Annotated in this window: 10 protein-coding genes; 1 reads left to right on the forward strand and 9 read right to left on the reverse strand. The window is 67.2% G+C overall.

Translation table 11 applies throughout. From position 1 onward, the window contains the following. Positions 1 to 19 precede the first annotated feature (19 nt). From ABD719_RS13555 to ABD719_RS13565, 3 genes are read right to left on the reverse strand one after another with little or no spacing between them, the layout of a single operon-like run. Positions 20 to 841, reverse strand: a complete 822-nt coding sequence (locus ABD719_RS13555) for a carbon-nitrogen hydrolase family protein (RefSeq protein WP_344693919.1) — start codon at positions 839 to 841, stop codon at positions 20 to 22. After that, entirely contained in the window at positions 838 to 1,095 is a 258-nt protein-coding gene (grxC, locus tag ABD719_RS13560; RefSeq protein ID WP_192124626.1) for a glutaredoxin 3, read from the reverse strand. The genes ABD719_RS13555 and grxC overlap by 4 nt, the downstream gene beginning before the upstream one ends. 60 nt (positions 1,096 to 1,155) lie before the next feature. Beyond that, on the reverse strand, positions 1,156 to 1,884 hold the full coding sequence (locus ABD719_RS13565) for a ComF family protein (RefSeq protein WP_344694032.1): 729 nt from the start codon (positions 1,882 to 1,884) through the stop codon (positions 1,156 to 1,158). A gap of 43 nt (positions 1,885 to 1,927) precedes the next feature. Between ABD719_RS13565 and ABD719_RS13570 the strand changes: the two genes are divergently transcribed. Next, positions 1,928 to 2,764, forward strand: a complete 837-nt coding sequence (locus tag ABD719_RS13570) for a methyltransferase domain-containing protein (RefSeq protein ID WP_344693921.1) — start codon at positions 1,928 to 1,930, stop codon at positions 2,762 to 2,764. Positions 2,765 to 2,766: 2 nt separating this feature from the next. On the opposite strand, the gene ABD719_RS13575 is transcribed toward ABD719_RS13570, so the two are convergent. From ABD719_RS13575 to ABD719_RS13600, 6 genes are all read right to left on the reverse strand, one after another. After that, on the reverse strand, positions 2,767 to 3,159 hold the full coding sequence (locus ABD719_RS13575; protein WP_344694033.1) for a response regulator: 393 nt from the start codon (positions 3,157 to 3,159) through the stop codon (positions 2,767 to 2,769). Positions 3,160 to 3,223: 64 nt separating this feature from the next. Further along, the gene (locus tag ABD719_RS13580) at positions 3,224 to 5,662 is read right to left on the reverse strand and encodes an ATP-binding protein (protein ID WP_344693922.1); all 2,439 of its coding nucleotides are present in this window, start codon (positions 5,660 to 5,662) and stop codon (positions 3,224 to 3,226) included. Positions 5,663 to 5,666: 4 nt separating this feature from the next. After that, complete coding sequence (locus ABD719_RS13585; protein ID WP_344693923.1) at positions 5,667 to 6,908, reverse strand: EAL domain-containing protein; 1,242 nt, start codon at positions 6,906 to 6,908, stop codon at positions 5,667 to 5,669. A 411-nt stretch (positions 6,909 to 7,319) separates the two neighbouring features. Further along, positions 7,320 to 8,795, reverse strand: a complete 1,476-nt coding sequence (locus ABD719_RS13590; RefSeq protein WP_344693924.1) for a flavin-containing monooxygenase — start codon at positions 8,793 to 8,795, stop codon at positions 7,320 to 7,322. A gap of 55 nt (positions 8,796 to 8,850) precedes the next feature. Further along, positions 8,851 to 13,074 carry a translocation/assembly module TamB domain-containing protein gene (locus ABD719_RS13595; RefSeq protein ID WP_344693925.1) on the reverse strand — a complete coding sequence of 1,408 codons (4,224 nt, stop codon included), beginning with the start codon at positions 13,072 to 13,074 and terminating at the stop codon, positions 8,851 to 8,853. After that, positions 13,074 to 15,419 carry an autotransporter assembly complex protein TamA gene (locus ABD719_RS13600; RefSeq protein ID WP_425567174.1) on the reverse strand — a complete coding sequence of 782 codons (2,346 nt, stop codon included), beginning with the start codon at positions 15,417 to 15,419 and terminating at the stop codon, positions 13,074 to 13,076. Before ABD719_RS13600 ends, ABD719_RS13595 begins: the two co-directional genes overlap by 1 nt. Between the last annotated feature and the right edge of the window lie 15 nt (positions 15,420 to 15,434).

Genomic DNA, 15,434 nt, shown 5'->3' on the forward strand with positions numbered 1-15,434 from the left:
GTATCCGGCACCCCCGGAATCACGGCAACGTCACCGGGGGAATGGGCCGGCGATGCCGCAACGCCGGGATGCGCGCGCGCACCTCATCCGGCCGGGCCGGGTCGAGATCGACTACCGCCAGCCCCGGCGCCTCCCCCATATCGAGCATCACCGCGCCCCAGGGATCGACCGCCAGCGAATGGCCATAGGTGGCCCGTCCGTCCTCATGCGTACCCGTCTGCGCCGCCGCGACCACGAACGCGCCCGCCTCGATCGCGCGGGCCCGCAACAGCACATGCCAATGCGCCGCGCCGGTCGGCCGGGTGAAGGCCGCCGGCACCGCCAGTACTGTTGCCCCAGCGTCGCTCAACGACCGGTACAGATCGGGAAACCGCAGGTCGTAACAGATCGACAGGCCGACCCGCCCCACCGGGGTATCGACGATGACGGCCGCCTCGCCCGCGGCATAACTCGCTGATTCGCGCCAGCTCTCGCCGCTCGGCAAGTCGACATCGAACAGGTGCAGCTTGTCGTACCGCGCCCGGATATCGCCACTGGCATCGATCACGAAGGCGCGGTTGGCGTATCGCCCGTCCTCGCGCTTCACCGCCAGTGAGCCGAGGTGAACCCAAATGCCATGGCGGGCGGCCGCCTCCCGCGTCGCCGCCAGCACGCGATCGGCATTTTCCCCGACGATCGTCGCCGCCGCCCGCGTGCGGTCGCGGTCGATCAATCCGGACATTTCGGGGGTGAACAGCATCGCCCCGCCCTGTTCCTGCGTCCCGGCGATGGCGGCGGCGATCGTCGCTGCATTGGCGGCCGGATCGATCCCGGCCGTCATCTGCAGGACGCCCGCCTTCACGCCGCCAGCAGCGCGTCGAGCTTGCCGGCCTGTTCCAGCGCGGCCAGATCGTCCGACCCGCCGATGTGCCGGCCATCGATGAACACCTGCGGCACGGTGGTGCGGCCGTTCGCCCGCTCGATCATCTCGGCGCGCTTCGGTCCGCCCATTGTGATGTCGAACTCGTCGGGGCTGACGCCCTTGCTGTCGAGCAGCCGCATCGCCCGCGAGCAATAGGGGCAGAACGCCTTGGTATAGATTTCGACTTTTGCCATGACCCGGAAGTGTGGACGCACGACCGGCTTGTCAATCGGGCTGATCGATCGTGGCGGGGATCAATCGTCGGGAAGGACGCGCGCCCAGCACAGGATCGTCACCGACCGCGCTCCCGCCGCCCGCAGCGCCCGGGTACACGCCGCGGTGGTCGCGCCGGTGGTGTAGACGTCGTCGACCAGCAGCACCGCCCTGCCCCGCACCCGGTCACGCCGCGCCGGATCGATCCGGAAGACGCCCGCCACCGCCCGCGCCCGCGCCCGCCGGCCCAGCCCGCGCAGCAGCGGCGTCGCCCGGTCGCGGCGAAGAGCCAGATGCTCGCGCGGCAACCCCGCCAGCCTGCCCACCGCCTCCGCGATCAGCCCCGCCTGGTTGAACCCGCGCCGCCACAGCCGGCCGCGATGCAGCGGCACCGGCACCAGCACATCGGCATCGCCCGGCACCAGCCGCAGCATCGCCCGCGCCATCGTCCCCGCCAGCGCGATCCGCCCACCATGCTTCAGCCGCACCGCCAATGCCCCCGCGACATCCCCATACGCCACCGCGGCCAGCACCCCGGCGTGACGCGGCGGGGTGGCCGCGCACGACGCGCACACCGCCCCCCCTCCCCGATCGAACCCGAACGGCAGGTGGCAATGCGCGCACCATGGCGGGCCCAGGAACCGCAGGCTCGACCAGCAATCCACACAAAAGCGATGATCCTCGGCCACCGGTATCCCGCAGGCCGGGCAGCGCGGCGGCAACGCGTAATCGGCGATCAGGCGCCAGCCGGTCCGGACGATCCCCCGCATCCATCGCTTGTCGCCGCGCGGCCGGCGGGGCACAAGCGCCGTCATGGACACTCCCTCCATCTTCGACCGTGCCGCCCGTCGCCAGCGGCGCGATCGCGCCATGCCGCTTTATGCCGATCACGATTTCCTGCGCGCCGCGATGCTGGACGGGATCGCCGAACGGCTGGATGCGGTGACGCGCGACTTCACCGACTTCCTCGATCTGGGCAGTTACGATGCCGCATTCGTGCCGCCACCCGGCGCCCGTGTCGCCCGATTCGATCCCGGCTTCCGCTTCGCCCGGGCGCATCGCGGCGTGCAGGGGGACGAGGATCGCCTGCCCTTCGCCGATGCCAGCTTCGACTGCGTCGTCAGTGCCGGGGTACTCGACACCGTCGGCGACCTGCCCGGTGCGCTTACCCTTGCCCGGCGCGTCCTGCGACCCGACGGGCTGTTCCTAGCGGCGTTCGTGGGTGGCGGATCGTTTCCCGTGCTGCGTCAGGCCTTCCAGCGGGCGGAGCGCGACCGGCCGGTCGCCCGGCTGCATCCGCAGGTCGACGTGCGATCGGCGGGGGACCTGCTGGTCCGCGCCGGCTTCGCACTGCCCGTCGCCGATATCGAGACGCTCGACATCGGCTATCCCGATCTCGGCCGCCTGCTTGCCGACCTGCGCGGCATGGCCGGCACCAACGTGCTGACCGATCGTCATCCGCTGTCCCGCGCCGCACTGGCCGCCGCGGCGCAGGCGTTCGCCGCGGCAGCGGGGCGGGACGGGCGGGTGCGCGAGCGGATCGACCTGATCTTCCTGACCGCCTGGTCGCCCGATGCCTCGCAGCCACAGCCCGCACGGCGCGGCAGCGGCACGTCGTCGCTGGCGCAGGCGCTGCGACCGCCCCGCTGAGGTCAGGTGATCGAGGCGCCGTCCGCGGCGCCGCGCGCCAGCACCCGGCCCATCGAATCGAACAGGTCGTCCATCGCCACCGGTTTGAAGATCACGTCATCCGCGCCGGCCGCCAGACAACGCTGGCGCAGGTCGATCGCGGTATCGGCGGTAACGACGATGATCGGCACCGTCGCCCGTGTGTCGGATCGGGCGCGAATGTGGCCGATTGCGGTGATGCCGTCCATGCCGGGCATCCGCAGGTCGATCAGCACGATGTGGTAATCGCCCGTATCGATCCGGGCCAGTCCCTGCTCGGCATTCTCGGCCTCGTCCATGCTGGCACCGGCGACACGCAACATGTCGCGCACGACCCGGCGGTTCATGGCATCGTCCTCGATGAAGAGGACGTTCACCACCGGGGTGCCGGTGGTAACGGACGCTGCGGAAACCGGCATTTCATGGCAAGACACCTACCCTTCATGCCGTCCCGGATACAAGCGTGCGATCGGACGGTTCGTCGTGTCCCTTCGCGAACAGCGCGGCGATCAATACCGGTCCCGTCACCGGTTTATGCACGATCCGCGTCACCGGTACATCCGGCGCGCTGCGATCGGCCGGCCACAGCAACACCGTGACGACCCCCGCCGCCCTTGCCGCCCCGGCCAGATTGTCCAGCGCGGCATCGGACAGCGGGTCTGCCACGATCGTCGCATCGTCGATCAGGATATGATCGATCCGGCGATCGTCCAGAGCCGCCACCGCATCGGTTGCGGTCGAGACGAAGATCAGGTGATCGGTATGCGGCCCCAGCAGCGATTTCCACATGCTGCGGGTGATCGGATTGCGATCGACCACCATCAGCGCGCCGCCCGCCGCGTCGCTCACCGCCGGATCGGCTGCCCGGATCGGCTCGGGAGCCACCGCCACCAGCGGCAGGGTGACGGTGAAGGTCGCGCCCTCGCCGGGACGACTCGCCACGGTCACCTCGCCACCCATCGCCCGCGCCAGATTGCGACAGATCGACAGCCCCAGTCCGGTGCCGCCATATTGCCGTGTGGTACCGGCATCCGCCTGCCGGAACGATTCGAAGATCGTCCCCTGCTTGTCCACCGCGATACCGATGCCGGTATCGCTCACGGTGATCGCCACCATTTCCCCGTTCGCGGCTGCACGCGCCGCCAGTGAGATGCCGCCGGTCGCGGTGAATTTCAGCCCATTGGCCAGCAGGTTGAACACCACCTGCCGCACCCGCGCGGCATCGCCCAGAATCCGCGTCGGGCAAGCGTCGAGATCGACGGCGAACGTCAGCCCCTTGGCCGCCGCCTGCGCCTCCCACATCCGCGACGCCTCCCGGATCGTGTCGCGCAGGTCGAACGGAGCCTGTTCGACCGACAGGTTGCCCGTCTCCATCTTGGCGACATCGAGGATATCGTCGACCAGCGCGCGCATCGTCAGCCCGGCGCCATGCACCACCGACACCCGCTCGCGGGTCGGCCCATGCAGCGCGTCATCGGCCAGCATCACCTGCGTCATCCCCAGGATGCCGTTCAGCGGCGTCCGGATTTCATGGCTCGTCGTCGCCAGGAACTCGGTCTTCGCCGCCAGCGCCTTGCCCAATGCATCGTTGGATCGGCCCAGATCGTCGTTCGCGGAACGCGCCTCGTTGCGGCTGCGCCGGATCGCGAACAGGCTGGCCGCCAGCAGCGCGATGACGATCGCGGTCGCGCCGCCGACCCCCAGGAAGATCGTGCGCTCGATCCGTGCCCGTGCCTGTTCGAACGCGACCGACCGGCGCAGTTCATCCGCCTTCAGATTGGCGATACGCAGTTCCTGATTGGCATAATCGAACCGCGCCGCCATCAGCGCGGTGCTGGTGGTGATCGCCAGCTTCGTCGCCTCGTCGTCGAGCCGCTTCAATGCCACGAGATGCGCCAGTGCCAGATCGTCGCGCCCCAGCTTCGAAAAGACGGCATAGGCGGTGGCATGCGCTTCACGCCAGACGACGCCGGTCGTCGTGGGATCGACGCCGGCGAAACTGCGTTCGATCAGGTCGGCCGCCTGCGTCGTGTTGCCGCGCTGCACGGCCGCCTGCGCCGCCACCGCCAGCAATTGCGATCGCGCACCGGCATCCCGATCCTGCACGGTCAACAACAGGCTGCGCCGCACGGCGCGCTCGGCGGCATCGACCTGCCCCGCCTTCAGCCGGTTGCGCGCGATGTTGCGGAGGACGGTGGCTTCCAGCGCCTGACTCTTGACCTGCGCGACATAATGCATCGCCAGCCGAAACTGACCTTCAGCCTCGTCATGCCGGCCAAGATCCTGCAAGACTCCACCACGCCCGTTATGAAGCGATATCAGCAGACTGGGATCGCCATGATATATTTCCGTCGCCTGTTCGAGATAGCGCAGGGCGGAGAGATTGTCGCGGCCATCGGTGTAAAGCGATGCGATCAACATCAGCGCGATCGCCTGACTGCGGGCATTGCCGATCTTGCGGAATATCTGGAACGCCGCCTGATAATCGAGCAACGATGCCGCGACATCGAACCGCGCCCCATGAACGCCCCCCCGGGTCAACAGGATATCACCGGCAAGTTGAGACTCAGCGGGTAAGATGATGGCGGCAGCCGCATCGATGTAGCGCTTGGCCTTGTTGAAATCGCCAAGTCGCGAATTCGCTTCGGCCCGCAACCAATCGGTCGTCGCAATAGCAATACGTCGTTCTTGCGGATCATCGATCCGGCGGGCGGTCACGGCCGCTTCCGTGGCCGCCTTACTGGCGCTGGGCGGACTCGTGAGCATCGACTCCCGTGCAGCAGCGATCTGGCGGTCAAACCGGGTCGCGTTCGGATCGGCTGCGACGGCCGCGGTCGAACAGGCGATCGTCAGCAGCATCGACCAGCCGATCCGTTTCATCGGATCAGGCCCGCCCGAAAGCCCGAGCGAGGTCGGGCAGCATCGCCCGCTTGGGGTCCAGATCGGCAATGGCGTTGCTGCCCAGGAAATCAAGCAGCGCCGACAAATCGATCGGACGGCTGATGAAATATCCCTGCGCGATATCGCACCCCATCACCGTCAGCAGTGCCAGCGCCGCCGGCGTCTCGACCCCTTCGGCGACGACCTCCATCTCCAGCGCGTGGGCAAGATCGATCGTCGACCGAACGATCAGGGGATCGCGATTGGAACTGGTCAATTGCGTCACGAACAGCTTGTCGATCTTCAATTCGCGGGCCGGCAGCTTTTTCAGATAGGCCAGCGACGAAAGCCCCGCGCCATAATCGTCGATCGCGATATCGATACCGATCGCCGCGAATTCGTGCAGATGCGCGATTGCGATCTCCGGCTCGCGGATCACCGCCGTCTCGGTGATCTCGAAACCGATCCGCGCGCCGCTGCTCTTCACCAGTGCACAGGCGCGGCGCACGAAACGGGCGTCCGACAACAGGCTGCCTGAGATGTTGATGAATGCGGTGACGTCATGGCCCTCGCGCGCCAGTGCGCGCTGGTCGCGAATCACCTGCTGGATCGTCCATACCGTCAGGTCGATGATATCGCGCGATTCCTCGGCAATGCCGATGAATTCACCCGGCATGATCAGACCGCGCACCGGATGCCGCCAGCGAATCAACGCCTCGACGCTTTCGACCCGGTTACGTCGCAAATGCACCTTGGGCTGGTAATGAAGGAATAATTCGCCCTTGCCGATCGCAAGCCGAAGGTCCCGGGCCAGCGCCTCGCGGTCCGGTATCGCCGTGTCGATGTCACCGACGCCGCGTATCACGGGCGCGCGGGCGATGCGGGCATCCTCGACCGCCTGTTCAGCCTCGTCGATCAGCCGGATGGCATCATGCTGGCCAATGTCGACGATCCCGGCTCCGATCACCAGATCGATCGCATAGGGTTCGTCATCGACCACGAAGGCGGTTTCGAACGCGTTGTCGATCGTCGCCAGCCAGGCGGACAATACCGCCCGATCGAACGCTGTCGCCGTCACGTCTATACGGTCGCGCGCCGTGGCGACCACCGTCGACTCGGGGATCAGTTTTGCGACGACCCCGGCGACATCCTCCGCCAGCCTGCCAGCCACCGCCATACCGAGATGGCGCCGCAGAACCGCGAAATTGGCGATCTGGGCAATGATGCAGACGCAGTTCGGCTCCATGCCACGTGTCCCGTGCCCGGCGGCCGGCGAAGCGACCAACGACGAGCTTCCTTCCTGTGGCAACTGCCCGCGATTGATAGGTCCGACGCGATCCATGGCCGATGGCTAGGCGCGGCGGTTGAATAAATGGTTAAAAGCCACGTTCAGGGCATATAACTTTCGTTAACCATATTGAGCTATGGTTAAAGTCGAATTAGAGTGAAGGCGCATCCCACCCCGGGTGCCAACGAGGGAGAATACCATGCTGAAGTTGATTCTGTCGCTGATCTACAACGAACATATCCGTCCTTGGTAATATAAGACATGGCTCGAGGGGGCGTCTTGCCCTTGCACGGAAGCGCCCCTTCGGACTTGTTAATCAATTTACGCGTGACGAATCACTTTTATGTCGAGATGATTTCGTTTCGACCATTATCGCATGAATCGCAACCCATTCCGCGCATTATTGCGGAGGGTGCCATGCCGTAACGTCATCTTATCGAGCAGATAGTTCTGGCAAAGCCGCCATGGGCCACGCGCGCCCTGTACCGGCAGATTATCGGCTGCCCGGGTGATATAGCCTGAACTGAACGATACGAACGGCTGAATCGCCAGTGATTCGTCTCCGTTTACCGGTACGACCGATCGCACTCCCGTCCGCTGCATCCGCCGCAGCAACCGGCACAGATAGACGGCGGTCAGATCTGCCTTCAGCGTCCACGACGCGTTGGTATAACCGAACGTATGGATCAGGTTCGGCACGCCTTCGAACATCATGCCACGATAGAGCAGACGACCGGCAAAGCCGATCGGACTCCCATCGACACTGAAGGCGATCCCGCCTGCCATCTTCACGCGCAATCCCGTCGCGGTCACGATCACGTCCGCCGGTATGGTAGCTCCCGATACCAGCCGCACGCCTTCCGGTACCAAGCGGTCGATGCTGTCCGTTACGATGGAGGCGCGTCCCTCCCGCAGCGCGGCGAACAGGTCGCCGTCCGGGGTCAGGCACAGCCGCTGATCCCATGGCCGGTAACGCGGTGTGAAATGAATACCCGCATCATGTGCCGGCCCGATCGCCTTCTGCGCCGCCGCCACGATATGGCGGGCGACCCGCGTGGGAAAGCGCCGCGCCAGTAGGAAGGTCGCCAGCCCGAGCAGGATGTTCTTCGCCCGGATCAGGGCATAGGCCGATCGGGTCGGCAACCAGCGTCGCAACCGCGTGGCGATCACGTCAACCGCCGGTATCGCCACGACGTAGCTCGGCGAACGTTGCAGCATCGTTACATGCCCGGCTTCTCCGGCCAAAGCCGGCACCAACGTGACCGCCGTGGCGCCGCTGCCGATCACCACCACGCGCCGTCCCCGGTAATCGAGATCGGCTGGCCAGTGCTGCGGATGCACGATCCGACCGGCAAATACCTCTGCCCCTGCCAATGCCGGTGCATGTCCGCCGTCATAGTCATAATAGCCCGCGCATAGATCGACGAATGAGGCGGTCAGCATGAAGGGGCCGTCCGGCCCCTCCCCCTCGATCCGCCAACGGGCCGTATCGCCGCACCACGACGCGGCCGTCACCGTCACGCCGAATCGAATGTGACGATCAATGCCATGGTCATGTGCCGTTTTCTGGACGTAGTCGCGGATCGACGCGCCATCGGCGATCGACTTCTCACCGGTCCATGGCTGGAACGAGAAGCCGAGCGTGTGCATATCCGAATCCGACCGGACGCCCGGGTAGCGGAACAGATCCCAGGTACCGCCGATCGCGTCCCGCGCCTCCAGGATCAGGTAAGACGAACCGGGGCAGCGGGTCTGCAGGTGATAGGCGGCGCTTATCCCCGATATCCCCGCTCCGACGATCAGGACATCGACATGGTCGGGCAATGTCGCGGACGGCGGCTCCATCGGCCGGCCATGCCACTCCGCCGGCGGAGGGTAAAGCCGGCCGGCGGAGGGTTCGTCAGTAGTTCTTCGAATAGCGCACGCTGCCGCTCGATCCGCCGAACGAGCCGGTCGACGTCAGGATGCTGAGTGCCCGGGTCAGCGCGATCTCCAGCTGCGTAGCGGTGAAGCCACGGGCATCGGTGACGATCTCCACATAGATATCGTCGGTCAGATATTTGCCCGCCGCCAGGCTGGTACCCCGCCCGGTGGTGTCATCCGCGCCGAGCACCCGCAGACGGTCGAACCCGGTCGCCGAGCGTAGCTTGCCCAGCGGATTCAGCCCGCCACCACCTGACCCCCGCAGCGAATTGAGCGCGGAGGCCAGCTGGATCGCCTCCATCGCCGACAGGTTCTCGGGATTGGTGCCGAACAGCAGCCGGCTCAACACCTCGTCCTGCGGCAGGTTGGGGGTGGACGTGAAACTGATCTGCGGACGCTGCCCGGTGCCGGTAACGTTCAGCGTCGCGGTGATGCCGTCGGTCGTCGTCGTCGCCTGAATGTTGATGTCCGGATCGGTCAGCGCGCCGCCACGGAAACGGATGACGCCGCGGCTGACCTCGAACCGCTTGCCCGCAAACGAATAGGTGCCGCGGATCAGGTCGAGCCCGCCGGTGATGACCGGCGCCGCCGAGGTGCCGCCGATCCGCAGGTCCATCTCCCATTCCGACTCGAGACCCATGCCCGACACGAACAGCTGATTGTCCGCCCGCACCCGCAGGTCGAGCTTGAACAGGCCGGTCGGTGCCGCCGGCGCAGGTCGATCCGTGGGGCTGGGGGTCCGCATCGCGCTGCGGCGACGAATGCCGGTCAGTTCCGGCACCTCAGCCGCACCCTGCCGGATGATCTGGTAGCGGGCGTTGGGAATCGTCAGTTCACCCCGGATCAGCCCACCCTGCGGACCATTGGTCAGCCGCACGGTGCCGCTGGTCGTCGCGGCCAGCGCATCGCTGTCCGCCAGTCGCGCATTGTTCAGCGTGGCACGCAGATCGATCGGGAAGCCCGAATCCGCCGCCAGTCCGATCGATCCCTGCGCCTCAACCGTGCCGTCGCCCGCTCGTGCCGCCAGCCGGGTGATCTCCAGCCGATCATTGTTGAAGCGCCCGGCCAGCTGCATCCGCGACAGCCGTGTCCCATAGGTTTCGTTATCATAGGTCAGCGCATCGGCCCGGATCACGCCGTTCAGTCGTGGCGCCGAAACCCGTCCCGAAAAATCGGCGGCGACCGCGATCGGCCCCGTCAGTTGCTGCCCCTCCAGCGCCGCGAAGGAGAACAGCAGCGACGACGGCCCGTTATACCGGATGCCGCCCGCCAGCGGTGCGGACATCAACCGCGTCGTCCACGATCCCGACCCCGGCGGCAGCGGCCTGAGCGTCGCCAACATCCGGCCGACCACCGTCTGCCCGCTCTTCACCAGCGCACGCGCCTCGCCACCATCGGCCAGCAGCTTGCCGGCGAAGACGATGTCGACCGGGGTCGACACCGCGGCCAGCCCGGTGCGGCGGAACTGCGCGACCGTAATCCGTGCATCCGCCGTCGGGATCGCCGTCCCGCCCGTCTGCGCATAATCGACGCTGCCGGTCGCCTGACCGGAGATGCCCAGATTGGGCACGAACGCACTCAGCACCGACAGGTCGAGCCGGTCGAGCCGCAGTTGCGCGGTCGTCGTCCGGCCGAAAGCACCCGCGATCCGCGCCGATCCCCGGTCGAAATCGATCCGCGTGGCGGCCAGGCGATAGTCGCCGGCCACCTTGCGGATGCGGGCCGGGTTGGCGGTGCGGAAGTTGATCCCGTTCGCCATGCCTTGCAACGCAACGAGATAATTGTCGGGCGCGAGCCGGGCATTCGCTGCCACGCGGAACGGCACGCCGTTTGATCCGGTCAGCAGCGCCTGCGCGGTGCCGCGGCCGCCGACATAATTCACCTTTGCCCGTGCCGCCTGGATGACGGTGGGGCCATAGCGGGTATCGGCCAGCTGCACGTCGGCCACCACCTGCGGCGCGCGCGGCAGCATGACGATGCTGGCATCGACGATCGCGCGCCCGATGGTGAAGTCGACCGGCCCGGGCAGCTTGGCATTGTAAGCCCGCGCGGTCACGTCGGCACGCTGGTTGCCACCCTGACTCGCCAGTCGGACATTGCCGTTCAGCCCCTGTCCGTTGAACGCCAGCGCCCCCGCAAACGGCCCGGCGGCGGTCTGCACCACCCGTCCGTTGGCGACGATGCCCGCGAACACCACGCGCCGCACGTCGACGGCAAGCTGAGCGCCCGGCCGGACCAGCACGTCCGCGGTGAAGGGGCCATAGTCGGTACCGCCGCTCGCGGTGACGGCATAGGCCCCGTTCCGCCCGACCACCCGCGCCTGCAGATCAGCCAGTCCGACCCCGACCCCCGGCCGCGCCGCACGCAGCACGACCACCGGGTTCGTCGCCGATCCGGTGACCCGCGCCGACAAGGGGCCATATTGGGTGGACACGGCATCGGCGTTCACCGCCACCGCACCGGTGCGCGGATCGAATCGCCCCTGCCCGCGGGTGATGCGGAACTGGGGCGCGTTGAGCCGCAGCCCGCCGAAGGTCACGATACCTTCCGGGCTATATCCAACATCCGCCCGCAGCACGGCATTACCACCGAGGAAACTGCGTGCGCCGTCGTTGAACAGCTGCTTGGTCTGCGCGACAACGCGTCCGGTGATGCCGAACCCGCCATTGGCGCCCGCCACCAGCTTCGCATCGGTCGACAGGTCGATGATGCCGATGGAATCGACGCGGTAGTTATTTACGCGCCCCTTGAGCGCGCCGGTATACCGGCCGGTCTGCACGTTCGCGACGACGATCGCGGTCGCATCGATGTTGTCGGATCTGATCCGCAGATTGTCGGACAGGATGTTCGGCATCGAAATCGCGAAGTCGCCCTGGATGGCGACATTGTTCGCCAGCCCGCCGACCGCCGCATTCAGCCCGGTCACGCGCCGCGCCCGTGCCTTCACCGGCACCAGGATGCGATCGGCATTCACCGTCGCCTGCCCTTCGGCATACAGGTTCTGCGCGGCAATATCGCCGAAGCCCAGCGTGGCGGCGGCGATCTTGTAGTCGACCGTCGGCGTTGCGAACGCGCCGTCCAGCACCACCCGCGCGGTGACGTCGCGACCATTGACGTTGGGCGCGATGACCCCCGGCGTCAGCAGCTTCGCATCGACCGCGAATTGTCCGAACCGGCTATTGGCAAGGTCAAGCACGCCGCCCGCATCCACCGCCAGCGCGCTCGATTGCAGCTTGATACGCGTATCCGCCCGCCGCTCGTTCAGTGTCGTGTCGATCGCCACCTGCAAGGCCGGGGCGGTCAACCGCTCGACCGGTCCCGCGAGATAAAGTCCGGGGCGGGTGGTGCCGCGCACCTCGATATGCCCCGATTTGGCGGTGAGCCCCAAGTTCGCCAGTTCGCCGTCGCCCAGCCGCGCGATCGCGCGCCCCTGCCACGCCGCCCAGCCGCCGCGCCCGTCGACCGACAGCGCCAGTGGTTTCGTCAGCCCGCCCATCGTCGCCACCAGGCCACCGACCGGGGCCTGCAGCTTCACGTCGACGTCCAGCTTGTTGTCGTCCGGCACAGCATCCAGCTTCAGCGCCAGACGATCGCCACCTGCCACGCCCGGCGCCCGCAGCGCGGTCGCATTGCCCACCAGTTGCGCGCGCCGATCGGCGATATGCACCACGCCGTCGATCGACAGCACATGCGGTTGTCCGGTAACCGGTGCAGCGATTGCGAAACGCCCGATCCTCATCCGGTTCACGTCGATGTCCAGATCGGGAAGCAGCGGCGCGTCGGGGTCGCTGGGGGTCGGCTTCAGTGCGGGCCGCCGCCGCAGATTGACCGCGTCCGCAACCAGTTCGCGCACGTCGACATGATTGCTGGCAAACGCGAACGGGCGCCAGTCGACCGCCAGTTTCGGGCTGTCGAGGAACACGCCCTGCGGATCGCTCACCCGCAGGTCGCTCAGCGTCATCCGGCCATAGAGCGATCCGTCGATCCGCCCCACCTTGATGTTCAGGCCCGATGCGGTCGTATACCCGCCGATCTGGTCCGCGACGAAGCGGCGGCCGGGATCGGTGTTGATCCCGAACAGCACCAACAGCGCCAGCGCCACGACGCCCGCCGCCGTGATGGCGACACCCTTGGCGATCCGCCGCCACACCGGCCGCTTGGCGGGGGCGACGGTGCCGTCCGGCGCAGTATCATCCACCATCAGAATGCCTGCCCGATCGAGATATAGAGGGCGATCTTGCCGTCGCCGGGTCGCGGATTGAGCGGGGTCGCCACGTCGACGCGGAACGGCCCGAAATTGGTGTAGAAACGCCCGCCGATCCCTGCGCCCCAGCGCAAGGCCGAGAAGGTCGGTAGCGAATCCTCGTAACTGTTGCCCGCATCCACGAACGGCACGATCCCGAAATTGCCGAAGCGGTACCGCGCCTCGACCGCGAATTCGTTGAGCGAACGACCGCCGACGGGGTTGCGCTTCGCTTCCGGATCAGCCGGATTCACTGGCTCGAACGGCCCGAGCCGCTGATAGCCGTAACCGCGCACCGACCCGCCGCCGCCGCCGTAATAACGCCGCGAGGGTGCCAGTTCGTCACGCGAAATGCCTTGGACCGATCCGGCACGGGCGCGCCCCGCGATCACCAGCCGGTCGTTGATCGGGTAATAGACGGTGCCCTCCACCATCGTGCGGACATAGGGGCTCACCCCACCGCGCACCGACGTTTCCGGGCTCAGATTCAGTTTCAGGCGGTAGCCCCGCGTCGGATTGAGCAGGCTGTCCGACTGGTCGAACACCACCTGTCCCGGCAGGGCCGCGATGAAGAACGTGCCACGCCGCCGCCGGTTGAGGTCGAAATCATACACGTCCTCGTTCGTGCCGGTCAGTTCGCCGCCATAGGAATAGGTGAACTTCTTCTGCCAGATCGGTGTCGAATCGTAGCTCCACCGAACCGCCAGCGTGCCGATATAGGCCTCGTACGCGTCGTAATTCTGGTGACTGGCATTGGCGATGATCGAGAAGGTGCGGTCGCGCCGGCCCGCATTGGACCGGCGGAAGGTTGCGCCCAGCCCCTGTTCCTGCGTACCGCCGACTGCGGTCGCGATCAGTGCCCCTTCGTCGGGGAACAGGTTGCGATGCTGCCAGCTTCCCTCGACCCGCGCGCCCTGCCCCGTCGAATAACCCGCGGTCGCCGCGAGCGTGCGCGCCGGCCCCTTGGTCTGGCGGACCAGCAGGTCGATTTCCTCGGTACCGTCCGGTCCGGCGCGGCCGGTACGCTGCGGCTCCACCGCGACGCTGTTGAACAATCCGGTGGCGACCAGCGCATCGCGCAGATCGTCGGTCAGCCGCGAATCGTACAATTGCCCCTGCTCGAACCGGGGGAAGATGTTCAGGTGATCCAGCCCGAACACGGTCTCCGCCGCCGCGCCGTTCGCCCCCTTGCCCGCATCGTCGCCCATCACCGCGCCCGCGACCGTGGTCAGCCGCCCGAACGACGATCTGGGTCCCGTGTCGACCGGCAGCGTATAGGCGCCCACCGGTTCAGGCCCCTGATCCTCCAGCAGGATGTCGCGCTCCCCGACCTGGACGAAGGGATAGCCCTGTTGCGGCAGCACCAGGCTGACATTGGCTTCCGCCCCTTGGATGCGCGCCGCCTCGATCGGGTCGCCGACCTTGATCGGCAGGTTGCGGCGGATCAGGTCCTCCGGCACCACCGCGGGGGCCTGCACCGTGATCGACGACAGGTGATAAAGCCGCCCGGGCGAGGCGGTGACGATCGCCCGCAGCCGTCCGGTCGCGGTATCGGCGCCATCCGCTGCCGGAACGGCAGCCACCGGGGTCGTCGCCGGCGTGGCTACAGGCGCGGTGGTTTCCGTGGGGGTGGCGGCCGTGGTGACGGTGGCGGCGACGGGGGGTCGTTCGACCACCGACAACGCCGTCGCATCGTAATAGCCCAGCGACTGCATCAGCCGCACCGCCAGTGCTTCGTCCTCCCTGGCCCGCGCCGCCACCTGCGATGCGTTGGCGGCCTTGCCGTCGCCCTCGCGCAGGGCGGACAGCGACTTGAATTCATCATCGAGATTGAGGGCGTCGAGCCCGCGCACCACCGTCTCGTACCGGATTTCCGGGCTGTCGGAATTGGCGATGACCGCATCCTGCAACGGCGTGGCGTCGAACGCGGCGAGTGGAGTCAGCGGCTGCGTCAGCGCCGGGTCCTCGGGTCCGACCGGACCCAGCGTTTCTCCCGGTGAAACCGGGGCGGTGGTCGTTGCCGGCGTCGATCCGGCGGCAGGGATGGCCGGCATAGGTTCAAGCGGCGCGTTGATATCGCCCGACAGGGGCGGCAGCGCCGCACCGAATTCGGCATCGGGCACGATCGGGCCAGTGCCCTGCACGGCGTCACCCGACGTGGTGGAAGCGGGAGCATCCGCCGGTCGCGGTGCGTCCGGCCCGCGTGCGGGAGCGGTGCCGGGGGCGGCGATCTGCGCAGTAGCAGGCACCGATGCCATCAGCGCGACGGCTAACCAGTGATGCCGACGGTCGGATACGATCACGCTGTGCAAAACCCC

It is taken from the genome of Sphingomonas cynarae (assembly GCF_039537815.1).
GTDB lineage: Bacteria > Pseudomonadota > Alphaproteobacteria > Sphingomonadales > Sphingomonadaceae > Sphingomonas > Sphingomonas cynarae.

Coding starts and splice junctions, on each gene's coding strand:
- ABD719_RS13590 (WP_344693924.1), bottom strand. CDS start 8,795: ATGGAGCCGCCGTCCGCGACATTGCCCGACCATGTCGATGTCCTGATC.
- ABD719_RS13565 (WP_344694032.1), bottom strand. CDS start 1,884: ATGCGGGGGATCGTCCGGACCGGCTGGCGCCTGATCGCCGATTACGCG.
- ABD719_RS13580 (WP_344693922.1), bottom strand. CDS start 5,662: ATGAAACGGATCGGCTGGTCGATGCTGCTGACGATCGCCTGTTCGACC.
- ABD719_RS13585 (WP_344693923.1), bottom strand. CDS start 6,908: ATGGAGCCGAACTGCGTCTGCATCATTGCCCAGATCGCCAATTTCGCG.
- ABD719_RS13570 (WP_344693921.1), top strand. CDS start 1,928: ATGGACACTCCCTCCATCTTCGACCGTGCCGCCCGTCGCCAGCGGCGC.
- ABD719_RS13595 (WP_344693925.1), bottom strand. CDS start 13,074: ATGGTGGATGATACTGCGCCGGACGGCACCGTCGCCCCCGCCAAGCGG.
- grxC (WP_192124626.1), bottom strand. CDS start 1,095: ATGGCAAAAGTCGAAATCTATACCAAGGCGTTCTGCCCCTATTGCTCG.